Source organism: Streptomyces sp. NPDC091972 (assembly GCF_044756385.1).
Classification (GTDB): Bacteria; Actinomycetota; Actinomycetes; order Streptomycetales; family Streptomycetaceae; genus Streptomyces.
In genome coordinates this window covers 488,220-511,940 of the sequence record NZ_JBIVSV010000004.1, presented here as the reverse complement: position 1 = coordinate 511,940, position 23,721 = coordinate 488,220, and the positions used below count along the sequence as shown (strand labels likewise).

Genomic DNA, 23,721 nt, shown 5'->3' with positions numbered 1-23,721 from the left:
CCTCAGCCCGCCTTCCCGGGCTCCACAGGCTCGCCCAACTCCGCGGAGATCCGCCCGAGTTGCTCCAGCCGCTGCTCCAGGGACGGGTGGGTCGAGAAGAACCGCTCGATGCCGGGCTCCCTGCCGGTGGCGGGAGTGAAGTAGAAGGCGTTGAACGCCTGGGCGGTGCGCAAATCCTTGGTGGGGATGCGGGCGAGCTCCCCGGAGACCTTGGTGAGCGCGGAGGCGAGTGCGGAGGGACGGCCGGTGAGATGGGCCGCGGCCCGGTCCGCCGCCAGCTCCCGGTACCGGGACAGCGCCCTGATCAGCAGGAAGCTGAGCGCGTACACGGCCGCCGAGACACCCATCACGGCGGCGAAGATCACGGCGGTGTTCTGGTCCTTCCGCCCGCCGAAGACCTGGCTGTAGAACGCGAACCGGACGACGAGCCCGGCGATCACCCCGAGGAAGGACGCGACGGTGATCACGGCGACGTCCTTGTGCGCCACGTGCGACAGCTCGTGCGCGAGCACGCCCTCCAGCTCGGCGGGCTCCAGCCGGCGCAGCAGCCCGGTGGTCACGCACACCACGGCGTTGTCCGGGTTCCGCCCGGTGGCGAACGCGTTGGGCATGTCCATCGTGGACACCGCGATCACCGGCTTGGGCATGTCCGCGATGGCGCACAGCCGGTCGACCACGGCGTGCAGTTCGGGATACTCCTCCCGCCCCACGACCCGCCCGCGCATCGCGAACATCGCGATCCGGTCGGAGAACCAGAACTGCGCCACGAACATCACGGCGACCAGCGCCAGTACCAGCAGCCAGGACTTCAGCAGGACGATCAACGCGGCGACGAAGGCCACGTACAGCAGTCCCAGCAGGAACAGCGTGACCGTCATCCGCACGGCCAGCCGCCGGTCGCTCCGAAAACGACTCCGCATCTGCACCACCCCGCAGGTAAGGCACTCGCCCCACACATCAGTGTGCACCTGCCCCGCCCCATGAAGCGGTCGCGATCAGCCCTGGTCCCGGCAAAGGCTCAGGCCCTGAGCCCGGCCTCCCACAGGAGCCGCTTCAGCACGTGGTCACCAAACAGATGCCGTGCCCGCCCCAGCAGCTCACCCACCTCGGCAACCCCGGCCGGGACGTCCGCCGTCGGATGCCAGCGCTGCACCGACTGCCGTGCCCGGTGCCGCAGTCCGCCGTCCGGATCGTCGACCAGCGCGACGGCGGCCCGCAGCCGTACGAGCCCGTCGTGCGCCCCGAGCAGCCGGAACGCGGAGACCCGCGTCTCCCGTGCCCGCTCCACCGCCAGCCGCTCCAGCAGCCACCCGGCGTCGAGCAGCCGTGCGGACGGCAGCAGCGCCGAGGTCGCCTCCCTGACCACACCGGGCGCGGGATCGTCGAGCAGCTCCCGCAGCCGCCGCACGTCCAGTACGTCCAGCAGCCGCAACCCGCCCACGGCACGCGACCTGATCACCGGATCCGGATGCGCGGTCAACGCCCACAGAGCCTCGGCGTCACTCCGGTCCCCGCACTCCGCGAGCCCGCTGACCACCCCCGCCGACAACGCAGGGTCACCGGCATCGGCACACCGACGCCGGTACCACTCCACGGGGTCGCCCCCGGACTGCCGTACGACGTACCGCGCACAGGCCCGCACCACGCCGGCCCGGTCACCGAGATACCCGACCGCCCGCTCGCCCCGCCCGGCCCGCCGCAGCGCGGTCACCCCGGCCGACCGCACCTGCGGATTGCGGGCACCGAGCAGCGGTTCGAGTACGTCGTCGTCCACGTGGCCCTCCGCCGAGGCCGCAAGCGCGGCCTCCGCGCACAGCCTCTGGAGGACCGTGTCGTCGTCCCGGGCGGCGACGCCGGCCAGCTCGGCGGGGGAGAGGTGCCCCTCCTCGACGGCGAGGCGGTAGGCGTATCGCCGGACGGTCCGGTCGGCGTCGGCGTACAGCGGGACGAGCGTGCCCCGGGGCGCGGCGCGCAGCACCCCGGTGGCGAGGTCGGTGGCGAAGTCGCCCCGGCCCCGCCGTCCGATGCGCAGGATCAGCGGCAGCAGCCGTACGGCGGACTCGGCGTCGAGCAGCTCCGTCAGCAGCCGCCGCGCCTCCTCCCGCACCGGCGGTGCCCAGTCGGAGCAGCGCACGACCACCAGCGGGAGCAGCCCCGGACACGCGGCGGCCCGCGCCAGGGCCGCTGCCCGGATCCGGCCGTTCCGGTGGCACAGACCGAGTGCGAGCCGCGCCTCGGTGAGGAGCCCGTCCGCCGCTGTGTCCTGCCCTCCCTGCAGAGCGTCCGACAGGGCCCGTCCGCCCTCGGTCCGCTCCCACGCCGACGGCTGCCAGGAGGCCTCGCCGTAGGCCCAGCCGCGCTCCCGAGCCCCGGCGTCCAGCGCGATCCAGGCGCTCGGATCGGCGGTGTCGACCGTCTCCCCGAGCGATGCCCCCTCCGCGAGGCGCACCGCAGCCGCGGGCCCGTCCCAGATGTTCTCGCGCACGCCCGCTCCCGGCCTCGATGTGTCCGTGGATCGTAGACGTCACCGGCGCGGAAAATCCCGCGATTTACCTGCTCAGGCCGTGGGGGCTAGTACGACGCCCGGAAGTTCACGTACCCCAGCAGCAGGACGACCGCCGCCACGCAGCCGAACACGATCGCCGTCGACACCCACGACGAACGGCGAGGCGCCCTCAAATCGGCCTCGGCACGGAACGGCTGCGGCTTCGGCGGGTTCTCCTTCCACCGGGCCGCGAGCATCCGGGCCCGCGCCGAGGGCTCCTTGTACGCGGCCCCGTCGGCCCACTTGAGGTCGAACTCCCGCTCCACGTCGTCCTGTTCGGGCATCCCCACAAACCCCCGTCCACCTTCTCGAACAACCGTGCCAGAACCTTACGACGAGGCCCCCGCCCCGAGAAACCGGGACGGGGGCACCGTACGGACTGGCCGGGCGTCGATCACACGTCGAAGAAGTGATGTTGCGGCTCGGCTATCTTGTGGCTTTGCACTCAGCGCTGCCCTGAACAGGAAAGACGCTGTTGTTGTTTGTCGTCGTTGGTCGTTGCAGGTGGCCCTGGTGCGGCCCACAGGCGGCCCGGCTTCGACACTCTCGCAGGGCCCGCGGGTGAAAATGTCCCGTTCTCGCCCCACGCAGCCTGGATGCCTGGCAGAGTTTGCCGCATGCCGGCCGGTTCGACATATCAGCCGCCGAAGTCACTATCCGAGAGGGCAATGCGGAAATGGCTCGGAAGAGCGAGTTCAAACACAGCGTCTACCTGGCTGCGTCATGGAGCCAAGAGCATGATGCCATAAACTATTACGTGGTGGACAAGCTGGCAAACGACCACGACCTGCTCGTCGTGGGAGATCACAAAGTCTACCGAGACACCAAGCACGAGCGCGGTTTGGGCTACCGCGACCGGGTGGAAGAGATCCTGGAAACATGCTCCGGAATGGTGGTGGTGCTACCCAGGAAGGAATACCCGCAGACCACGGCCCCATTCATCTTTCTCGAGCTGTTGCTCGCCATCAAGCACAATCTTCCCGTGCTTCTCGTGTGCGAGGAAGGTGTGCAGGTAACCTGGAGCAGAGGAAGCGGAGAGCTGACTCTCAACTTTGGTGACACTGCCGGGGCAGGCGATCCCGTTTCTGTCGAAGACGTCATCGGACCCGATTTCACTGTGCCCTCCCTGAAGTTTGCACACTCCGTCGTCTGCCCAACCCGAAGATTTCTCAACGATCCCTTGTTCATCCCCTCGGACCCTACGAAAATCGACCCTAAGAGTCGTGTTTTTGCCTCACTCATTGAGGAATACACCAGCGCATTCGAGAAGCCCCAAAGAAACGAGTACGTCTTCAACATCATGCCCTACGCAAAGCCCCGTGAACGGCGGGTGGTCGCTGATGCCGTGCTTGAGGAAACGGGCCTTCCGTGCATCAACGGATCTGATACGTGGAGCGGCGCCCCGTTCTCCAGAGAGGAGATTTGCGACAAGATCACAGAAGCCACTTTTGTGATAGCCGACCTTTCCGGAATTTCACGCGCCTGCATTTTTGAAGTCGGAGTGGCCGTAGGCAGCGGCCGAGACACCTTCATCATCACGAGTACACCGCGCAAGACCATACCCTTCGGCGTCGACCGCCTGCACCGCTTGCCCTACAAGAACGAGTTGGAGTTGGACGCGGCCGTCAGGAACCACTGCCGTCCATACCGCCGCAGAAATTTCAACTTCGAACTCTCCCGCCGGGCGAGTAAATCCTCGCCCGGCCCCGGTGCCGTGATCTCCAAACCAGTGGTTCTCCTGGTGCACGGAATCCGGACTCAGGGCGAATGGCAGGAATTGTTGCGAAGGGAGGTGCTCTTCTCGGACGGCATCGAGGCCATTCCGATCAAATACGGATTTCTTGACGCGCTTCGCTTCTGGTTTCCCATCGGAACCAGAGGGAAGGCCATCTCCACTCTCAAATGGAAAATCAACGCGGCGATCGCGTCGCATCCGGGAAGAGAAATCGTCGTAATCGCTCATAGCTTCGGCACCTATGCCGTTTCGCGCATCCTCGTGGATTCTCCAGATTTCCGACCCCAGCGGATCCTGTTCTGCGGTTCGATCGTCAAGCAGAGTTTCCGCTGGGACAAGATCAGCGAATGCCCGCCGATCGTGAACGACTGCGGCGGACGCGATATATGGCCTGTCTTGGCAGCTGCCCTCAGTTGGGGCTACGGCCCCTCAGGGGTTTTCGGCTTCGGCACTTCGGGAATTCGTGATCGACATCACAATTTTAAGCACAGTGACTACTTTTCACGAGAGTTCATCAACGAGTATTGGACGCCCTGGATCAAAGACGGGAGTGTCACGGAAAGCCGATACGAGGGGACGTCGAGGCAAGTACCCTACTGGATGTCGCTCGTTTCAGCCAGTTCATTCCGTGTGCTTCTTCTCGCAGTAACCCTTGTCGGCGTCTACTTTCTCGCGACAGGTGGCGCATAAAGATAGTGGCCTTGCCGTTGCTCCGGAGCAGGTTGCGGTTCTAGCGGCAGACGACGGTGTCGGCGTCAGAGCCGTTGCCGCGGCACACCATCCCGTTGCCTCCGGGCCCCGATGGACGCGTCCTTGCCCATATCCCCCACCCACCCAGCTGAATTTGTGACGCCAATAAAGCCTGAACGCACAGCGCCGCGCCGGGCGACGCCCTCACCTGCCTCCGGATCGCCATCACGACCCGGGTTTCACGCTCCGGACGTACACGCACCTGATGCCGAACAGCCAGGACCGTGCCCGTAGGGCCATCAACGCCGCATTCGGCGTGCCGGATGCGGACACCGGTCCCGGCGAGCCGATGCGCTGATTTGAGCGGCCGACGGGGCGTAGCTCTCGACAACCGTTCGCGGCGCGGGGCCCGAAAAAGGCCGTCGGCCGTGCCCTTCCATGCAGGAAGAACACGGCCGACGGCCCACACACGGCCCAGGGGAGCGGAAACCCGCTCTGACCTGGGGCGATATCACACGTCGAAGTACAGCTCGAACTCGTGCGGGTGCGGGCGGAGCTGGAGCGGGGCGATCTCGTTCGTGCGCTTGAAGTCGATCCACGTCTCGATCAGGTCCGGCGTGAAGACGTCGCCCTGGAGGAGGAACTCGTGGTCGGCCTCGAGGGAGTCGAGGACCGCCGGGAGGGAGGTCGGGACCTGGGCGACGTTCGCGTGCTCCTCGGGAGCCAGCTCGTACAGGTCCTTGTCGATCGGCTCGGCCGGCTCGATCTTGTTCTTGATGCCGTCCAGGCCCGCGAGGAGCAGCGCCGAGAAGGCCAGGTACGGGTTGCCGGAGGAGTCGGGCGCGCGGAACTCGACGCGCTTGGCCTTCGGGTTGGAGCCCGTGATCGGGATACGCATGGCCGCGGAGCGGTTGCGCTGCGAGTACACGAGGTTGATCGGCGCCTCGAAGCCCGGCACCAGACGGTGGTACGAGTTCACCGTCGGGTTGGTGAAGGCCAGCAGCGACGGGGCGTGCTTGAGGATGCCGCCGATGTAGTAGCGGGCGGTGTCCGACAGGCCCGCGTAACCGGCCTCGTCGTAGAAGAGCGGGGAGCCGCCGGCCCACAGGGACTGGTGGACGTGCATGCCCGAGCCGTTGTCACCGAAGATCGGCTTCGGCATGAAGGTCGCGGTCTTGCCGTTGCGCCAGGCCACGTTCTTCACGATGTACTTGAAGAGCTGGAGGTCGTCGGCCGCGGCGAGCAGCGTGTTGAACTTGTAGTTGATCTCGGCCTGGCCGGCGGTGCCCACCTCGTGGTGCTGGCGCTCGACCTGGAGGCCGGACTTGGCCAGCTCCAGGGAGATCTCGGCACGCAGGTCGGCGAAGTGGTCGACCGGCGGGACGGGGAAGTAACCGCCCTTGTAGCGGACCTTGTACCCGCGGTTGTCCTCCAGCGCACCGGTGTTCCAGGCGCCCGCCTCGGAGTCGATGTGGTAGAAGGACTCGTTCGACGAGGTGGAGAAGCGCACGCTGTCGAAGACGTAGAACTCCGCCTCGGGGCCGAAGTAGGCCGTGTCGGCGATGCCCGTCGACGCGAGGTAGGCCTCGGCCTTCTTCGCCACGTTCCGCGGGTCACGGCTGTACTGCTCGCCGGTGATCGGGTCGTGGATGAAGAAGTTGATGTTCAGCGTCTTGTCGCGGCGGAAGGGGTCGACCCGGGCGGTCGACAGGTCCGCGCGCAGCGCCATGTCGGACTCGTGGATGGCCTGGAAACCGCGGATCGACGAACCGTCGAACGCGAGCTCCTCGTCCGGGTCGAACGCCTCGACGGGCAGCGTGAAGTGCTGCATGACGCCCGGCAGGTCGCAGAAACGGACGTCGACGAACTTGACGTCCTCGTCCGCGATGAACTTCTTGGCCTCGTCGGCGTTCTGGAACATCCAGCTCCTCCTACTCCCGACCGTTCCTGGACCGGGGTGGTAGTTCGTTCGTGCGGCCAGTGCGGTGGCACACGCTGTCCTCGACCCTAGGGACGGGTGGTTTCTCGGGCGTGACCCATTTGTTTCGCACAAGTTAACCGGACATCGTGGGCCCGGCCCCACCTGTCCGTATCCCGAAACGCTGGCAGTACCGTGGACGCGTGGACAAGAGGGATGCAATCGGATCGTGGCTCTCGGGCCCCCGCGCGGCCGCCGAGGACGCCGGTGTCGACTTCGGATACCGCGGACAGCAGCTCGGCCTGCCCGAGCAGGGGCCGGGGTCGATCGCCCGCCCCGGGCGCCGGCTGGGCGCGCTGGCCGTGGACTGGGCGATGAGCGTCCTGATTGCATCCCAGTTGATCACGCAGAGCTACGGCGACCCGTCGACCTCGAACTGGTCGTTGCTGGTCTTCTTCGTGATGGGCGTCCTCACGGTCGGCACCCTCGGCTTCACCCCGGGCAAGCGTCTCTTCGGCCTGCGCGTGGTCGCCCTCGACACCGGCCGTGTGCAGCCGGTGCGCGCCCTGCTGCGCACGGTCCTGCTCTGCCTCGCCGTCCCGGCCCTGATCTGGGACCGCGACGGCAGGGGCCTGCACGACCGCCTCGCGAAGACCGTGGAAGTCCGCATCTGACGGGGTCCCGCGCCCTGCCCACCCCCCGCGTCCTGCCGGGGCCTGCCGGGGCCTGTCGCGCCCCGCGCCGCCTCCCGCGTCTCCGCTGCGTCTCCGCGTCCTGCGGCCCTCCGTGTCCCCGAACCCTGCGCCCTGCCGCGTCCCGCCTCTGCGCCCCCCGTGCACCTGCGTCGGCGCGCCGCTTCCCGCGTCCCCGCGCCGCCTCCCGCGTCCCCGCGCCCTGCGCCCCGCCGCCTCCCGCGTCCCCGCGCCCTGCGCCCCGCCGCCTCCCGCGTCTCCGCGCCCTGCGGCCTTCCAGGTCTCCGCGCCCTGCCGCGCCCCGCACCCTGCGACCCTGCCACGCCCCGCACCCTGCCGCGTCCCACACCCTGCACCCTGCCGCACCCCGCCCCCCGCGCCTCCCGCACCCCACGTCGGCGCGCCCCGCCTCCCCTCCCCTCAGCCCTGTCGTGCCCGCGGACGACCGCTGAACCGTAACGACGACGATGGGGGCGCCCGGTGTCGCACCGGGCGCCCCCATCGTCGTACGCGAGGAGTCAGCGGGTCCTGCCGCCGCCCTTCGGCAGCTTCATGCCCTTCGGCATCGGGCCCTTCGGCAGCGGCATGTTGCTCATCAGGTCGCCCAACGCCCGCAGCCGGTCGTTGGTGGCGGTCACCTGGGGGCCGGTCAGCACGCGCGGCAGCTTGAGCATCGTGGTCCGCACCTTCTTGAGCGGGACCTGGCCCTCGCCCGTGCCGACGACGATGTCGTGCACCGGTACGTCCGCGACGATGCGGTTCATCTTCTTCTTCTCGGCGGCCAGCAGGCTCTTGACCCGGTTCGGGTTGCCCTCGGCGACCAGGACGATGCCGGCCTTGCCGACGGCCCGGTGCACCACGTCCTGGCTGCGGTTCATGGCCACCGCGGGGGTGGTCGTCCAGCCCCGGCCGATGTTGTCCAGGACGGCCGCGGCGGCACCCGGCTGGCCTTCCATCTGCCCGAACGCGGCCCGCTCGGCGCGGCGCCCGAACACGATCGCCGTCCCGAGGAAGGCGAGCAGGAAGCCCAGGATGCCGAGGTAGACCGGGTGGCCGATCAGGAAACCGATGGCGAGAAAAACGCCGAGGATGAGGATGAAGACACCCGCGAGCACCAGGCCGATCTTCTTGTCGGCCTTGCGGGTCATCTTGTACGTCAGGGCGATCTGCTTCAGTCGCCCGCTGTTCGCGGCATCCGCCGCACTGTCACTTCTCGCCATGCCCCGAAGTCTACGTGGCCCGGCAGGCGCCGACGACGGCAGTGTCCGCCCCGCGGAGGCGGGCTCAGGAGCTGATGGTGAACGTCTGGTCCAGGACGCGCTGCGCCTCGACCCGGTCCTTGGCGCGGCGGCGGTCCTCCAGGACGGAGGTCCAGGCGTTGCGGCGGGCGGTGCGCTGTCCGCCGCTCAGGAGCACGGACTCGACGGCACGGAGTGCATCGGTGAACGACGGGATCGCGGTGGCGCGAACGGGCGCGGCCTGCATGATGAGGTCCCCCCTCGGGAGCGGCGGCTCTGGTGAATGGTGCACGGGCTGTACAACCAGGGTCACTGAATGGTGTTACCAGGGCGTGACCGACCGGTCAAACGCCCATGAAGCCCTGATGCTTCGCCCCGAAACGCGGACGCGGCCCCGATGACCCCCCTATCTGCGGGGATGTCCGGGACCGCGTCAATCGGCCACTACCGGGCGGTAGTTGCTTGTGCTCGGATTCACACGTTCAGCGTGACACTCCGTGCCATCCGGGGGTGCTCAGACGGCCTGCGAGGCGACGTACGCGCCGCGCTTCTCGACGGCCATCTGGTAGAGCCGGCCCGCCCGGTAGGACGACCGGACGAGGGGTCCGGACATCACACCGGAGAAGCCGATCTGCTCGGCCTCCTCCTTCAGCTCCACGAACTCCTGCGGCTTGACCCAGCGCTCCACGGGGTGGTGCCGCACCGACGGCCGCAGGTACTGGGTGATGGTGACGAGCTCGCAGCCGGCGTCGTGCAGCTGCTGGAGCGCCTCGCTGACCTCCTCGCGGGTCTCGCCCATGCCGAGGATCAGGTTGGACTTGGTCACCAGGCCGAAGTCGCGGGCGTCGGTGATGACCTTCAGGGAGCGCTCGTAGCGGAAGCCGGGGCGGATCCGCTTGAAGATCCGCGGGACCGTCTCGACGTTGTGCGCGAAGACCTCGGGGCGGGACTCGAAGACCTGCCGGAGCAGCTCCGGCACGGCGTTGAAGTCGGGGGCCAGCAGCTCGACCTTGGTGCGGCCGGCCTCGCGGCCCGCGGTCTGCTCGTGGATCTGGCGGACCGTCTCGGCGTACAGCCAGGCACCGCCGTCCTCCAGGTCGTCGCGGGCGACGCCGGTGATGGTGGCGTAGTTCAGGTCCATGGTGACCACGGACTCGCCGACGCGGCGTGGCTCGTCGCGGTCGAGCGCCTCGGGCTTGCCGGTGTCGATCTGGCAGAAGTCGCAGCGCCGGGTGCACTGGTCGCCGCCGATGAGGAAGGTCGCCTCGCGGTCCTCCCAGCACTCGTAGATGTTGGGACAGCCGGCTTCCTGGCAGACCGTGTGCAGCCCCTCGCTCTTCACGAGCTTCTGCATGGCGGTGTACTCGGGGCCCATTTTCGCCCGGGTCTTGATCCACTCGGGCTTGCGCTCGATGGGGGTCTGGGCGTTGCGGACCTCCAGGCGCAGCATCTTGCGTCCGTCGGGTGCGACTGCGGACACGACCGGCTCCCTAGCGTTGATTCTTCGGCGTGCTCAAGGGTACGCCCGTGGATTTGAAAGCCCACCGCCTGTCTCAGGCCGCAGGTGTCTTCTCGATCACCCTCGGCTTCAGCTCCGCGTTCTCCAGTACGTCCCGCAGGTGCCGCTCGACGACCGGCAGGACCTCGTCGATGGTCACGTCCCGGCCGAGCTCGGCCGCGAGGGAGGCGACCCCCGCGTCCCGGATGCCGCACGGGATGATCCGGTCGAACCACTTGTTGTCCGGGTTCACGTTCAGCGCGAAGCCGTGCATGGTGACGCCCTTGGCGACGCGGATGCCGATGGCCGCGATCTTGCGGTCCTCGCGGCGCTGGCCGGCGTTGGAGGGCGCGTACTCCGGCCCGTTCAGGCGCGGGTCGAACTCCTCGTCCGTGAGCCGGGGGTCGAAGTCCAGGGAGAGCCCGCCGAGGGAGGGGCGCTGCTCGACCGGGTCGCCGAGCACCCACACCCCGCTGCGGCCCTCGACCCGGGTGGTCTCCAGGCCGAACTCCGCGCAGGTGCGGATCAGGGCCTCCTCCAGCCGTCGTACATGTGCCACCACGTCCACCGGGCGCGGCAGCTTCTGGATCGGGTAGCCCACCAGCTGGCCCGGCCCGTGCCAGGTGATCTTGCCGCCGCGGTCCACGTCGATGACGGGGGTGCCGTCGAGGGGGCGCTCGTTGTCCGCGGTGCGCCGGCCCGCCGTGTAGACCGGGGGGTGTTCGAGCAGCAGGACCGTGTCGGGGACCTGGTCCTCGAACCGCGCCGCGTGCACGCGGCGCTGCTCGTCCCAGGCCACCTGGTACTCGACCGCGTCCGCACCGAACCCCATGCGGACGAACCGCAACCCACTCACGGCAAGCGCCTCCCTAGAAGGTCGTAAGGCACGAAGGGTGCCTACGCCACTGTACGTCCGGCCCGCGGACGTCAGCCCTGGGGGCAATCCTCACACGATCGGATGAACGAACGTCGAAGTGTGCGACCGTCTGTTTACTCTCCGCTACATTCGCGCCGTTCGCAGCGGCCATAAGGGCAGCTCACAGGCAATCCGGGCACCACGTGACCACGTGACGGCCCGAAAGGCAGGAGACCGCACCGCAGATGACGGAACGACCCGCGCAGCGCACTCCCAACCGACAGCTCGCCGCGCTCATCGCAGAAGCGGGGTTCTCCAACGCGGGTCTCGCCCGACGCGTGGACCAGCTCGGTCTCGAACACGGGCTGGATCTCAGATACGACAAGACCTCCGTGACCCGGTGGCTGCGCGGGCAGCAGCCCCGGGGCACCACACCCGCCCTCATCGCCGAGGTCTTCACCCGCCGGCTCGGCCGCCGGCTCTCCGCGCAGGACCTCGGCCTCGACGCCTGCGCGCCCGTCTACGCGGGACTGGAGTTCGCCGCGGGGCCCGAGGAGGCCGTCGACATCGTCAGCGGTCTGTGGCGCAAGGACTCCGGCAGCCACGCCGAACTGCGCAAGATCGCCTTCACCCCGGCCGGGCTGGTGGTGCCGAGCCGCGACTGGCTCATCGGCCGCCCCGACGACCGGGTCGCCCGCGGTGAGCCGCCCCTGCGGGTCCCTCCCCAGGGGCGCCCGGTGGTGCCCCGGCAGCGCGGCCAGGCCGAGCGCGGCCCCGGTCAGCGGGTCACCGGGGGCGACATCGCGGCCCTGTGCTCGGTCGGCGAACTCTTCCGCACCCTCGACGACCAGTACGGCGGCGGGCACGCCCGGCAGGCCCTGGTGCGCTACCTGGAGCACGAGTGCGAGCCGATGCTGCGCGGCACCTACGGGGAGACCACCGGGCGCCGGCTGTTCGCCGCGGCCGCCGACCTGACCCGGCTCGCGGGCTGGACGTCGTACGACATCGCGGCGCACGGGCTCGCCCAGCGGTACTTCGTGCAGGCCCTGCGGCTCGCCCAGGCCGCGGGGGACCGGGCCTACGGGGCGTACGTCCTGGTCACGATGAGCCGGCAGGCCGTCTACCTGGGGCACGGCCGCGAGGCGATCCAGCTCGCGCGGGTGGCCCAGCAGGGCGTCGGCACCAGCGCCCCGCCGGTCGTCCAGGCACTGCTGCACTCGGCCGAGGCGCGCGGGCACGGGGTGCTGGGGGAGGTGCGGGCGTGCACGGCCTCACTGGTCCGCGCGGAGCGGGCCCTGGAAGCGGCGCGTCCCGGTGACGAAGTCCCGCACTGGGCACGGTTCTTCGACGAGGCGCAGCTCGCGGACGAGTTCGGGCACTGCCACCGGGACTTGCAGCAGTTCCGGGCGGCGGCCCAACACGCCGAGCGCTCCCTTCAGTTGCGGGCGCCGGCGTACGCCCGCAGTCGGCTGTTCTGCCGGGTGGTGCTCGCCTCGGCGAGGCTGGGTCTTGGGGAGTTGGACCAGGCGTGCGCGCTGGCCGCGGAGGCCGCCGGGCAGGCGGCGGAGATGCGGTCGGTGCGGGCGGTGGAGTACGTACGGGACTTCGAGCGGCGGTTGGAGCCGTACAAGGACGCGGCGCCGGTGCGGAGTTATCGCGACAAGGTCGCCGCACTCGGGTAGGGGACCACGCCGTAACTCCGCACCGTTGCGTGCCCGGTGCCGGTCCGAGGTGGCTTGTCGCGCAGTTCCCCGCGCTCCTGAAGGGCGCGGGGGTGGCCGTCAGGCCGCCTGAGCCGTCGGAGCCGGGTCCGCCCGGTGCAGGGAACCGGACGCGCCCAGGTCCTTCAGGATGGCCGTCGTCGCTCGGTGGGCCGAGTGCAGGGCGCCCTGGACCGTGCTGGTGTCGCGGTGGTCGCCGCAGACGTACAGGCCGGCCAGGAGGCGGACCGGGCGGCGCAGGTCGTGCGGGGCGGGCATGGCCGGGACCGCCTCCCTGGTGTGGTGGACCGCGAGGGTCTCCCAGCGGTGCGTCGACGTGCCGTACAGGCGGGCCAGATGGGTGCGCACGGCCGCCTCCAGGTCGGACGGAGGCGTGCCCAGGACCGTCGAGGAGATCAGCGCCCGGCCCGCGGGGGCCCGGCTCGGGTCGACCTCGCTGACCACCGCCGTGTGCGCCACCGGGCCGCCCCGGTCGGCGTCCAGCAGCAGCGCGGAACCCGTGCGGGGCGGGTCGTCCGTCGTGTGGTGGACCACCGTCACCGGGTGGAAGTCCGGCACCCGCAGCCCCGGCAGCAACCCGGCCGCGGCCCGCGCGTCCGTCGCCAGCAGCACCGCCCGGCACCTGACCTCGCCGTGCTCGGCCGTGGTCACCGAGGTGGTCGCGACGGAGGTGACCCGCACGCCCGTGTGGACGGTCCCCGCCGGCAGGGTCTGCGCGAGCAGCTCCGGGAGCGTCTCGGCGCCCCCCTCCGGCACACAGAGCCGCCCGCCCGCGAAGGCCCGCAGCGCGAGGTCGGCGCACCGGCTGGACGTCGTCAGCGCGGGGTCGCACAGCAGCGCGGCGAGCAGCGGGCGCAGGAACCCGTCGATCGTGCGCGCGGGCAGCCCCCGGGCCGCGAGCGCCTGCCCGGCGGGCAGTTCGCGGCGCGCGAGGAGGCGTTCCACGGGCACGTGGGCGAGCCGGGTGAGGGCGGCGCCGAGCCGGGCCTGGTCGACGGCACCGCCCAGGGGCGTGGTCCCGCGGGGAGCGCGGGACGCGGTCGCCTGGCCGGCACCGGGCAGCACCCGGAAGGCGGCCCGTCGGGACGCGGCCACCAGCCCCGGCCCCGGCACCCCCCGAGGGGCGCTCGCCAGGGCGCGTACCGCGCGCAGTGCGCCCCTCGCGCTACGGGCGTCCGCCGGAGCGTCCACCCGGTGGTGGCGCCCGTCGCCGTGCAGCAGGACCCCCGGCGCGAACGGGCGCAGCACGAGCCCGTCGAGGCCGGGGGTCAGACGCAGTTCCGGATACGCCGTGGACAGCAACTGTCCGATCCGGTCGAGCCGGAAGCCGTCGACCTTCTCCGTCGACATGCGGCCGCCCACACCGGGGGCGGCCTCCAACACCGCGACGGTCACTCCTTGGCTGGTCAGCCGATGAGCCGCGGAGAGTCCGGCGACCCCGGCTCCCACGATCACGACGTCCGCCTGGTACGCGGGTGCAAGCACGTGCCCCTCCTCGAGGTTGCGCGGCCGGTGGAGACGTCATGCCCCCAACTGGCTCCGGGAATACCCGAGTTCTGGTCGAGGGTAGGGCTGTGATCGGTCAGGGACAGTCGCGCATCGACAGGGCACGGTCGCACACCGGTCGCATGTCGTCACGTACGGCCACGGAAACGCTCACGCCGCTCGGATCGCCCCTTCGATGTCCGGGAACGCGAACGTGAACCCCGACTCCAGCAGCCGTGCGGGCCGTACCCGTGCGCTGCCGAGCACGTCCCCGGCCATCTCGCCGAGCACGGCCCGCAGGACCGGCGCGGGGACCGCGAAGAGCGTCGGCCGGTGCAGCACACGGCCCATCGCCTCGGTGATCTCACGGTTCGTCAGGGGTTCGGGGGCGGTGAGGTTGAACGGTCCGGACAGCCCGTCGCTCTCCAGCAGATGCCGGATCGCGGCCACTTCGTCGTGCAGCGCGATGAACGACCAGTACTGGCCGCCGTCGCCCATCCGCCCGCCGAGCCCCGCCTCGAACAGCGGGAACAGCCTGCTCCAGGCCCCGCCGCCGCGCCCCACCACCAGTCCGGTGCGGGTGAACGCGGTCCGTACGCCCGCCTCCTGCGCCGGCGCGGCCGCTTCCTCCCACTCCACGCACAGCTCGGGCAGGAACCCCTCCCCGGCCGGTGAGCTCTCGTCGACGACCCGGTCGCCGGTCTCGCCGTAGTAGCCCATCGCGCTGCCGTTCACGAAGACCTTCGGCGGCTCGTCCAGGGAGGCGACGGCCCGGGCGAGGGCGTTCGTGCCGTTCACCCGGCTGTCGCGGATCCGCTTCTTGTACGCCTCGGTCCAGCGCCGCGAGCCGACCCCCGCCCCGGCGAGGTTGACCACGGCGTCACACCCGGCGAGGCCGGCCGTGTCGACCCGTCCGGCCTCGGGGTCCCAGCGGACCTCGCCGTCCCGGGGCTCCCGGCGCACCAGGCGCACCACCTCGTGCCCGTCCGCGGTGAGGGACCGCACCAGCGCCGAGCCGATCAGTCCGGAGGCCCCGGCCACCGCGATTCTTGAAAGGTGCATGAACTCATCCTGCCTGGTGGGTGCGTAAGAGCGATCTCTGGTTCCGGTACCCCGACCGTAGGCTTACGGTCATGCCCGAGCTGTCCGTACGCCTGGCCCTCCCCGACGACGAGGAGGAGCTGGGCCGCCTCGACCGCGCCGAGTGGTCGCCGCTGCACGAGGTCCTGCCCGAACAGCGGCCGCCCTACCGGCCGTTCTTCGACGAGCGTCACCTCCCCGACGACTGCCTGGTCGCCGAGGCCGACCGCCGCATCCTGGGGTACGTCCGTCTCGGTTCCCCGACCGGGCTCGAAGCGAACGCCCATGTGCGCCAGATCCAGGGCTTCGTCGTCAGCGCCGAAGCCCGCGGCCGCGGTGTCGGGAGGGCCCTGATCCGGGCGGTCACCGAGGAGGCCCGCCGCCGCGGCGCCCGCCGCCTCACCCTGCGCGTCCTCGGCCACAACACGCCCGCCCGCCGGCTCTACGAGTCCGAGGGCTTCGCCGTCGAAGGCGTGCTGCCCGGGGAGTTCCTGCTGGCGGGGGAGTACGTCGACGACGTGCTCATGGGGCGCCGTCTGTGAGGACCTGGTCGGCCGCGGCGGTCGTACGGCGCCTGCGCACCACCGGCCGGAGCGCCGCGCCCGCCCCGAACGGCGAGATCAGGAAGAACACGGGCACGGGAGCCTCCTGGAGCGTGCGGGATCGGACCGGTGCCGGAGCGGAACCGTGGCTCCATCATCCGGGAGGCCGCCCCGCTACGACGTGACCAGCTCACCCGTGTCCACCGGTGAGGTGGCGTTTGCCGCCTTCTCGGCGTCCCCCGCGACCTCGTCCGCGGTCAGGACGTAGCCCGTCTCGTCGTCGGAGGTGGAGCGGGCGAAGACCACGCCGTAGACCTTGCCGGAGGTGGTGAGCAGGGGGCCGCCGGAGTTGCCGGGGCGCACGGTCGAGCGGATCGAGTAGATCTCGCGGGTGACGGTGGCGTCGCTGTAGATGTTCTGCCCGGTCGCCTTCACCCGGCCCGCCACCGTGGCCGCCTGGAGGTTCAGGTCGCCGTCCTGCGGATAGCCCGCGACCACCGCGGAGTCGCCGCGCGAGGCACCGTCGTCGAAGCGCAGCACCGGTGCGCGCAGGTCAGGGACGTACAGCACGGCCACGTCCCGGTCCGGATCGAACAGCACCACCCGTGCCTGGTACGTCCGGCCGACCCCGCCGACCCGGACGCCCGGCTCGTCGATGCCGGCGACCACGTGGGCGTTGGTCATCACGTGCTGCGGCGCGTACACGAAACCGCTGCCCTCGCGGCCCTGGGTGCCGGAGGCGCCCTCGATCTTGACGGTGCTGAGCTTGGCGGCCTCGGTGGCGGCGGCCGTGACGCTGTCGCCGGTGGGCCTCGCGACCTCGGCCGTCGACTCGTTCTCGAACGGGTTGAAGACCTGCGGGAAGCCCGCCTCGGTGAGCGCTGAGGTGGCCCGGGAGAACCAGGACGGCGTGGTCTCCGGCATGGCGTCCTGGACGGTACCGAGCAGGGCGGAGTCCCGGATGGCCGAGGTGACCAGCGGGGACGAGGAGGCACCGAGCACACTGGCGGCGACCCAGGCGACGACGAGCACGGCCACGGAGTTGGCTGCGGCCCCGCCGACGCCGTCGGCGACCCTGAGCGGCCCCTGGTCCAGCTCCCGGCGCAGCCTCAGCGCCAGGCGTCCCGCCAGCTCGTGCCCCACGGCGGCCGGGACCAGCACGGTCAGCACCGCGGTCACCGTCGCCTCCGTGCTCCCCGGTGTCACCAGGTCCATCATCCACGGCAGCACCCACACGCCCACGACCGCGCCGCCGACGAAACCGGCGAACGAGACGCAGCCGGCCACCAGGCCGCGCCGGTAGCCGGAGGCCGCGTAGGCGGCGATCACCAGCAACAGCAGGATGTCGAGCACGTCCACGGAGCCGCCCTTCTCTCTCGGAACCTTCAGTACGCAGGCGAGTCGTCCAGTGATCAGCCGGCACACGCGCGGTCCACCTGGAAAAACGTGGCGGACCAGGACGATGGTTCCACCGGGTGGCACAGCACACATCGCGGGCGGGGCGGATCCGTCCCACAGTGGGAACCATGCGTGTCCGAAGAGCCCGGGGGATGCGAAAGCGGCGCCCGACCCGAATACGCCACGCGAGCGGAGCAGTCCAGTCCCTGCTGAACCGCCTGTCCGCCCTGACGAGACCCACGGCAGCCCCGCCCACCGCCGCCACCGCCCGTACAGGTCTGACGGCCCCCTCCGATCCCGACTCCACCTCCGGTCCTGCCGGGGGCGAGGGGGCTGCCGGGACAGAGGTCCCCGCGCCCCCGCCGGAGGCCGACACTCCTGCCGGCCCCAGGCCGCCCTCCCACTCCGCCGAGCCCGCCGCACGGCCCGACGCGCGGCCGTCCGAATCCCAAGCTGCCGACGAGGCTGGCCAGAAGCACCGGCCCGTCGCCGCCACCGGCTCTGCGGCCTCCCGTGGGCCTGCGGTTTCCGCCGTGACCTCCGCGTCCTCCGAGGCTGAGCAGAACCCTCGATCCACGGCTCCCGCTGGGCCTGCGCCCCTCACCGGCCGCGCGGCCCCAGCCGACCCTGCGGCCTCCGCCGATCCCGTGACCCAAGCCGACACCGCCAGCCCCGCCGACCCCGCACCTCAAGCCGACCCCGCACCTCAAGCCCACCCCGCACCTCAAGCCGACCCCCCGACCCCAGCCGACCCCGAGCCCGCGACCGAGTCCGCCACCCCCACTCACCAGGCCATACCCCCACCCCCCGCCCGACCACACCGCCGCGCCCCCCGCCTCGGGCGGCTCCTGCTCGCCTGTGTTCCCGGGGTCGCTGTCGTGCTCGGGCTCGTGCTGTGTGTGAAGGGGATCGAGCGGGCGGTCGACGACAGGGTGGCCGGAGCCGTTGCGGTGGCCCGGCAGGGGGACGTGCCGTCGAACGCGGCCCGGCCGCACATCGTCGCGAGGTCGGTGTGGGCCGCCGGTGGTGAGGGGAACACCGCCGCCCGTACCCCACCGCCCCCGCACTACGACGACAAGGTGCTCGCGGTCTTCGTGCACCACACCGACTCGCCCAACGACTACGACTGCGCCGACGCACCCCGCATCATCCGCTACCTCGCCGCCGGCCAGACTGGTGCCCGGGACTGGGACGACATCGGCTACAACTTCCTCGTCGACCGCTGCGGCACCATCTACGAGGGCCGTGCGGGCGGCGTCGACCGCCCCGTTGTCGGCGCCCACACCCTGGGCTTCAACCACCGCACCGCGGGCATAGCCGCCCTCGGGACCTTCACCGCCGGCGTCCCCGTCCCGCGGGCGATGACCGACGCGATCGCCGCCCTGGTCGCGTGGAAGCTCGGCCTCGCCGGCGTCGACCCGCGCACCACCGTCCGCCTGACCTCCAGCAACAGCCTCAGCCGTTACAAGGCCGGCACCACCGCGGTACTCCCCGCCCTCGCGGCCCACGGCGACGCCTACATGACGACCTGCCCCGGCGCCGCCCTCAAGGCCCGTCTGCCGGAGATACGGCAGGCGGCGGCCCGCCTCCAGGGCAGGACGTGACCCCCTCCACCCTCACAGCTTTCCCGCAGGCAGCTCAAGGACCACGCCGAGGCGGCCGCCCTACCGTCATGCACACGTACTGACCGGAGGTGGGGAAGAAATGAACAGCAGGCACTCGAACAACTGGACCGCCCGCGGCCCCTGGGCGGTCGTCTGCACCGTGGCGGCCGTCCTCCTCGGCCCGGCCGCCGTCACCGCGTCCGCGCTCGAGGAGGCCAACGCCGCCCCGCTGCACCACACGGTGAAGGCCGACCAGGCGCAGGCGTACCTCCCGGCGGACACCACCCGGCGGCGGAACGCGCCGGCCTGACGAGCGGCGAACCGGGACGGGCTCAGCCCCTGAACCGCTCCCACAGCTTGGGGTACCGCTCCGCCAGCACCCGGTCGTCCTCCAGGTCGACGGGCGCGCCGAGCGGCTCGGAGGCCGCGGGCGGGATGCCCAGGTCGGGCGCGACGGTCCCGGTGAGCTGCTCGTAGGCCTCGTCGGCCGCGTAGCCCAGCTCCTCGCCGTCGCCGTCGATCTCGTCGTCGAAGTCGGCCAGCAGGCCGGCGAGCGAGTCGGGGTCGTGCACCGCGCCCTCGTACACCTCGCGGCCCTGGCCGATCAGCCAGCACCGGAAGAAGTCGAAGGCGTCGTCGCTCGCCCCGTCCAGCAGGATCCAGGCGGCGCCCCACAGGTCCCAGGTGTACGCGCGGTTGAAGCGGGCCTCGAAGTGACGGGCGAAGTCGAGGACCATGTCCGGGTCGAGCCCGAGCAGCCGGTCCACGAGCAGGTCGGCCTGTTCCTCGGGGTCGCCCTCGGCGGCCTCGCGGGTGGCGTCCACCAGCTCCCAGAACTCCGTCTCGTCCATCACGGGTCCAGCATCGTGCCTGGAGGGGTGGGGCGCACGTGGAGTGCGGCGGATTGTTATGTCCCGTACAGGCGGCCCAGCCTTCTCGCGTCCTCGGCGAACCGGGCCCGCAGACTCCCCGGAGCCAGCACTTCCACCTCCGGACCCAGGGCTGCCAGCTGCGAGTGGGCGACCTGCTCGGACTCCACCGGGAGCGTCACGGTCAGCCATCCGTCCCCGTGCGCCGCTTCCGCCGCCGCCAGCGCCTCGCGCGCGGACGCCGGATCGACGACGTGGGGAAGCCGTCGCACCCCGTCCGGGGACAGCCGTACGACGACCTCGGCGTGCAGGATCGACCGCGCGAACCGCTCGGCCTGCGCCTCCCAGAAGCCGGGGAGGTCGAACTCCTCGTCGCGCTCGAAGCGGGCCTCGCCGGCCGTCACCGCCGTGAAACGGTCGATCCGGTAGACCCGGTACGAACCGCTGTCCGGGACACGCGCGCACAGGTACCAGACGCCCGCCTTGAGCACGAGCCCGTACGGCTCCAGCTCCCGCTCCACCTCGCCCTCGCGGCCGCGGTAGCGCGCGGTGACCGGTCGGTCGTCCCACACCGCGTCCGCCACCGCGGGCAGCAGCTCGGGCGTCTTGGGCTCGGTGAACCAGTTCGGCGCGTCCAGGTGGAAACGCTGGGCCGCCGTACGGGAAGCGTCCCGCAGCGAGGGCAGCAGGGCCGCCGAGACCTTCAGCCGGGCGGCGGAGGCGGCGTCCTCCAGCCCCATCTCGCGCAGCGCCCCCGGCACCCCGGACAGGAACAGGGCCTCGGCCTCGCCGCGGGCCAGCCCGGTCAGCCGGGTCCGGTACCCGCCGATCAGCCGGTACCCGCCGGCCCGCCCCCGGTCCGCGTACACCGGGACCCCCGCCTCCGACAGCGCCTGCGCGTCCCGGGTCACCGTCCGCTCCGACACCTCGAGCTCGCGCGCCAGCTCGGCGGCGGTCATGGAGGGCCGGGACTGGAGCAACAGCACCATCTTGATGAGCCGGGCAGCACGCATACGGCCATGATGCCGGGGCCCACTGACAACGAAGGGGCACGGCAGCCGCCGTACCCCTTCGTCGGACGTGCCGAGGCTCAGGGCCTCACAGCCCGTACTTCTCCCGTGCTTCCTTCACCGCCGTCGCCTTGACCTCGCCGCGCCGGGCCAGCTGGGCCAGGGCCGCGACCACGACCGACTCGGCGTCGACACCGAAGTGGCGGCGGGCGCCCTCACGGGTGTCGGAGAGGCCGAAGCCGTCCGCGCCCAGCGAGGACCAGTCCTGCTCGACCCACTGCGCGATCTGGTCCGGGACCTGGCGCATGTAGTCGGAGACCGCGAGCACCGGGCCCTCGGCACCGTGCAGCGCCTGGCGTACGTACGGGACCCGCTCCTCGCCGCGCAGCAGGCCGGCGTCGGCCTCCAGCGCGTCACGGCGCAGCTCCGTCCAGGACGTCGCGGACCACACGTCGGCCGCCACCCCCCACTCCTCGGCCAGCATCCGCTGCGCCTTGAGCACCCAGTGGATCGCAGTGCCGGAGCCCAGGAGCTGGATGCGGGGGGCGTTCGCGACCGGGGACAGGCCCGCGGACTCCGCGGTGTTGAAGCGGTACAGGCCCTTGACGATGCCCTCGTCGATGCCGAGGCCCGAGGGCTTCGCCGGCTGCGGCAGCGGCTCGTTGTAGACGGTCAGGTAGTAGAAGACGTTCGGGTCCTCACCCGGTGCCGCCTCGCCGTACATGCGGCGGATGCCGTCGCGCACGATGGTGGCGACCTCGTAGGCGAACGCCGGGTCGTACGTCAGGGCCGCCGGGTTCGTCGCCGCGATCACCGGCGAGTGGCCGTCGGCGTGCTGGAGGCCCTCGCCCGTCAGCGTCGTACGGCCCGCCGTGGCGCCGACGAGGAAGCCGCGGCCGAGCTGGTCGCCGAGCTGCCACATCTGGTCGGCCGTGCGCTGCCAGCCGAACATCGAGTAGAAGATGTAGAACGGGATCATCGCCTCGCCGTGCGTCGCGTACGACGTCGAGGCGGCGATGAAGTCGGCCATCGAACCGGCCTCGGTGATCCCCTCGTTGAGGATCTGGCCGTTCTGGGCCTCCTTGTAGTACATGAGCTGGTCGCGGTCGACCGGCTCGTACGTCTGGCCCTTGGGCGAGTAGATGCCGAGGGACGGGAAGAGGCTCTCCATGCCGAAGGTGCGCGCCTCGTCGGGGACGATCGGCACCCAGCGCCTGCCCGTCTCCTTGTCGCGGACCAGGTCCTTGATCAGGCGGACGAAGGCCATGGTGGTGGCGACGTTCTGCGAACCGGAGCCCTTGTCGAAGGAGGCGAACGCCTTCTCCGCCGGGGCCGGCAGCGGGGCCACCGGGTGGACGCGGCGGGCCGGGGCCGGGCCGCCGAGGGCCGCACGGCGCTCCTGGAGGTAGCGCACCTCGGGGGAGTCGGCGCCCGGGTGGCCGTAGGGCACCACGCCGTCGACGAAGTCGCTGTCCTTGATGGGCAGTTCGAGCAGGTCGCGCATGGTCTTGAACTCGTCCACCGAGAGCTTCTTCATCTGGTGGTTGGCGTTCTTCGACGCGAAGCCCTCGCCGAGGGTGTGGCCCTTGACCGTCTGGGCCAGGATCACGGTCGGCGCGCCCTTGAACTCGACGGCGGCCTTGTAGGCGGCGTACACCTTGCGCGCCTCGTGACCACCGCGGGAGAGGTGGAAGCACTCGAGGATCTTGTCGTCGGACAGCAGTTTCGCCATCTCGACGAGCGCCGGGTCCTTGCCGAAGAAGTCCTGGCGGATGTAGGCGGCGTCGCGCGTCTGGTACGTCTGCACCTGCGCGTCGGGTACCTCACGGAGCCGTCGTACCAGCGCGCCCGTGGTGTCCAGCTGGAACAGCTCGTCCCAGGCGTTGCCCCACAGGGACTTGATGACGTTCCAGCCGGCGCCGCGGAACTGGGCCTCCAGCTCCTGCACGATCTTGAAGTTCGCGCGGACCGGGCCGTCGAGGCGCTGGAGGTTGCAGTTGATGACGAAGGTCAGGTTGTCCAGACCCTCGCGGGAGGCGAGCGCGAGTGCCGCGGTCGACTCCGGCTCGTCCATCTCGCCGTCGCCGAGGAAGGCCCACACGTGGGAGTCGGAGACGTCCTTGATGCCGCGGGCCGTCAGGTAGCGGTTGAAGCGCGCCTGGTAGATCGCGGAGAGCGGGCCGAGGCCCATGGAGACCGTCGGGAACTCCCACAGCCAGGGCAGGCGGCGGGGGTGCGGGTACGACGGCAGGCCGTTGCCGCCCGACTCGCGGCGGAAGTTGTCCAGGTGGGACTCGTCCAGCCGGCCGTCGAGGAAGGCGCGGGCGTAGATGCCGGGGGAGGCGTGGCCCTGGATGTAGAGCTGGTCGCCGGACCCGTCGGCCTCCTTGCCCTTGAAGAAGTGGTTGAAGCCGGTCTCGTAGAGCCAGGCCGCGGAGGCGAAGGTGGCGATGTGGCCGCCGACGCCGTACTTGCTGCCCCGGGTCACCATGGCGGCCGCGTTCCAGCGGTTCCATGCCGTGATCCGGGCCTCCATCTCCGGGTCACCGGGCAGGCCCGGCTCCGCGGCGGTGGGGATGGTGTTGACGTAGTCCGTCTCGAGGAGCTTCGGCAGCGCGATGCCGTTGCCCTCCGCCCTCTCCAGCGTGCGGCGCATCAGGTACGCGGCGCGGTGCGGGCCGGCCGCCTTGGCGACCGCGTCCAGCGAGGCCTGCCATTCGGCGGTCTCCTCCGGGTCCCGGTCGGGGAGCTGGTCGAGCTCGCTGGGCTGGATGGCGTTGGGGTCGGTCATGTCGCCGCCTTCCTCAGTCGAAGGGGGGTGCCCTTGTGTCTTTGGCAGG

20 protein-coding genes are annotated in these 23,721 nt (G+C 70.9%); 6 read left to right on the top strand and 14 right to left on the bottom strand.

The genetic code is table 11. From position 1 onward, the window contains the following. Positions 1 to 2 precede the first annotated feature (2 nt). The 3 genes from htpX to ACIQJT_RS14875 form a co-directional block, all read right to left on the bottom strand. Positions 3 to 920 (bottom strand): zinc metalloprotease HtpX, encoded by a 918-nt coding sequence (gene htpX, locus ACIQJT_RS14885; protein WP_365451171.1) that lies wholly within the window; start codon positions 918 to 920, stop codon positions 3 to 5. Positions 921 to 1,018: 98 nt separating this feature from the next. After that, positions 1,019 to 2,485 (bottom strand): hypothetical protein, encoded by a 1,467-nt coding sequence (locus ACIQJT_RS14880; protein ID WP_402643385.1) that lies wholly within the window; start codon positions 2,483 to 2,485, stop codon positions 1,019 to 1,021. Positions 2,486 to 2,571: 86 nt separating this feature from the next. After that, on the bottom strand, positions 2,572 to 2,829 hold the full coding sequence (locus ACIQJT_RS14875; RefSeq protein WP_365451175.1) for a hypothetical protein: 258 nt from the start codon (positions 2,827 to 2,829) through the stop codon (positions 2,572 to 2,574). A 392-nt stretch (positions 2,830 to 3,221) separates the two neighbouring features. On the opposite strand from ACIQJT_RS14875, the gene ACIQJT_RS14870 reads away from it, so the two are divergent. Then, positions 3,222 to 4,970: a hypothetical protein gene (locus ACIQJT_RS14870; protein ID WP_402643383.1), complete on the top strand. Its 1,749-nt coding sequence runs from the start codon at positions 3,222 to 3,224 to the stop codon at positions 4,968 to 4,970. A 511-nt stretch (positions 4,971 to 5,481) separates the two neighbouring features. Here ACIQJT_RS14870 and glnA read toward each other — a convergent pair. Continuing rightward, entirely contained in the window at positions 5,482 to 6,891 is a 1,410-nt protein-coding gene (glnA, locus tag ACIQJT_RS14865) for a type I glutamate--ammonia ligase (protein WP_053852097.1), read from the bottom strand. 200 nt (positions 6,892 to 7,091) lie between these two features. Between glnA and ACIQJT_RS14860 the strand changes: the two genes are divergently transcribed. Continuing rightward, positions 7,092 to 7,562, top strand: coding sequence for an RDD family protein (locus tag ACIQJT_RS14860; protein ID WP_402643381.1), 471 nt, complete (start codon positions 7,092 to 7,094; stop codon positions 7,560 to 7,562). A gap of 536 nt (positions 7,563 to 8,098) precedes the next feature. Here ACIQJT_RS14860 and ACIQJT_RS14855 read toward each other — a convergent pair. From ACIQJT_RS14855 to lipB, 4 genes are all read right to left on the bottom strand, one after another. Then, positions 8,099 to 8,800, bottom strand: coding sequence for a DUF4191 domain-containing protein (locus ACIQJT_RS14855; protein WP_365451181.1), 702 nt, complete (start codon positions 8,798 to 8,800; stop codon positions 8,099 to 8,101). A gap of 64 nt (positions 8,801 to 8,864) precedes the next feature. Continuing rightward, entirely contained in the window at positions 8,865 to 9,065 is a 201-nt protein-coding gene (locus ACIQJT_RS14850) for a hypothetical protein (protein WP_053850013.1), read from the bottom strand. 267 nt (positions 9,066 to 9,332) lie between these two features. Next, entirely contained in the window at positions 9,333 to 10,298 is a 966-nt protein-coding gene (gene lipA, locus ACIQJT_RS14845; protein WP_365451183.1) for a lipoyl synthase, read from the bottom strand. A 73-nt stretch (positions 10,299 to 10,371) separates the two neighbouring features. Continuing rightward, positions 10,372 to 11,172, bottom strand: coding sequence for a lipoyl(octanoyl) transferase LipB (gene lipB, locus ACIQJT_RS14840; protein ID WP_053850011.1), 801 nt, complete (start codon positions 11,170 to 11,172; stop codon positions 10,372 to 10,374). 245 nt (positions 11,173 to 11,417) lie between these two features. On the opposite strand from lipB, the gene ACIQJT_RS14835 reads away from it, so the two are divergent. Next, the gene (locus ACIQJT_RS14835) at positions 11,418 to 12,854 is read left to right on the top strand and encodes a regulator (protein WP_365451185.1); all 1,437 of its coding nucleotides are present in this window, start codon (positions 11,418 to 11,420) and stop codon (positions 12,852 to 12,854) included. A 99-nt stretch (positions 12,855 to 12,953) separates the two neighbouring features. Here ACIQJT_RS14835 and ACIQJT_RS14830 read toward each other — a convergent pair whose 3' ends face one another. Then, positions 12,954 to 14,378: an NAD(P)/FAD-dependent oxidoreductase gene (locus tag ACIQJT_RS14830; RefSeq protein WP_402643376.1), complete on the bottom strand. Its 1,425-nt coding sequence runs from the start codon at positions 14,376 to 14,378 to the stop codon at positions 12,954 to 12,956. Between the two features lie 171 nt (positions 14,379 to 14,549). Next, complete coding sequence (locus tag ACIQJT_RS14825; protein ID WP_402643373.1) at positions 14,550 to 15,440, bottom strand: TIGR01777 family oxidoreductase; 891 nt, start codon at positions 15,438 to 15,440, stop codon at positions 14,550 to 14,552. A 71-nt stretch (positions 15,441 to 15,511) separates the two neighbouring features. On the opposite strand from ACIQJT_RS14825, the gene ACIQJT_RS14820 reads away from it, so the two are divergent. Then, on the top strand, positions 15,512 to 16,000 hold the full coding sequence (locus tag ACIQJT_RS14820; RefSeq protein ID WP_402643371.1) for a GNAT family N-acetyltransferase: 489 nt from the start codon (positions 15,512 to 15,514) through the stop codon (positions 15,998 to 16,000). Positions 16,001 to 16,174: 174 nt separating this feature from the next. On the opposite strand, the gene ACIQJT_RS14815 is transcribed toward ACIQJT_RS14820, so the two are convergent. Beyond that, positions 16,175 to 17,359 (bottom strand): MarP family serine protease, encoded by a 1,185-nt coding sequence (locus ACIQJT_RS14815; protein WP_365451193.1) that lies wholly within the window; start codon positions 17,357 to 17,359, stop codon positions 16,175 to 16,177. A gap of 686 nt (positions 17,360 to 18,045) precedes the next feature. On the opposite strand from ACIQJT_RS14815, the gene ACIQJT_RS14810 reads away from it, so the two are divergent. Further along, positions 18,046 to 19,002, top strand: a complete 957-nt coding sequence (locus tag ACIQJT_RS14810; protein ID WP_402643367.1) for an N-acetylmuramoyl-L-alanine amidase — start codon at positions 18,046 to 18,048, stop codon at positions 19,000 to 19,002. A 100-nt stretch (positions 19,003 to 19,102) separates the two neighbouring features. After that, a complete protein-coding gene (locus ACIQJT_RS14805) occupies positions 19,103 to 19,312 on the top strand; it encodes a hypothetical protein (protein WP_365451197.1) in 210 nt (69 codons plus the stop codon). A gap of 22 nt (positions 19,313 to 19,334) precedes the next feature. Here the strand turns inward: ACIQJT_RS14805 and ACIQJT_RS14800 are convergent, their stop codons facing one another. The 3 genes from ACIQJT_RS14800 to aceE form a co-directional block, all read right to left on the bottom strand. Continuing rightward, positions 19,335 to 19,853, bottom strand: coding sequence for a DUF4240 domain-containing protein (locus ACIQJT_RS14800; protein ID WP_365451665.1), 519 nt, complete (start codon positions 19,851 to 19,853; stop codon positions 19,335 to 19,337). 56 nt (positions 19,854 to 19,909) lie between these two features. Further along, positions 19,910 to 20,884: a helix-turn-helix transcriptional regulator gene (locus ACIQJT_RS14795; RefSeq protein WP_402643363.1), complete on the bottom strand. Its 975-nt coding sequence runs from the start codon at positions 20,882 to 20,884 to the stop codon at positions 19,910 to 19,912. A gap of 85 nt (positions 20,885 to 20,969) precedes the next feature. Then, positions 20,970 to 23,672, bottom strand: a complete 2,703-nt coding sequence (gene aceE / locus ACIQJT_RS14790) for a pyruvate dehydrogenase (acetyl-transferring), homodimeric type (RefSeq protein WP_365451201.1) — start codon at positions 23,670 to 23,672, stop codon at positions 20,970 to 20,972. Positions 23,673 to 23,721 lie beyond the last annotated feature (49 nt).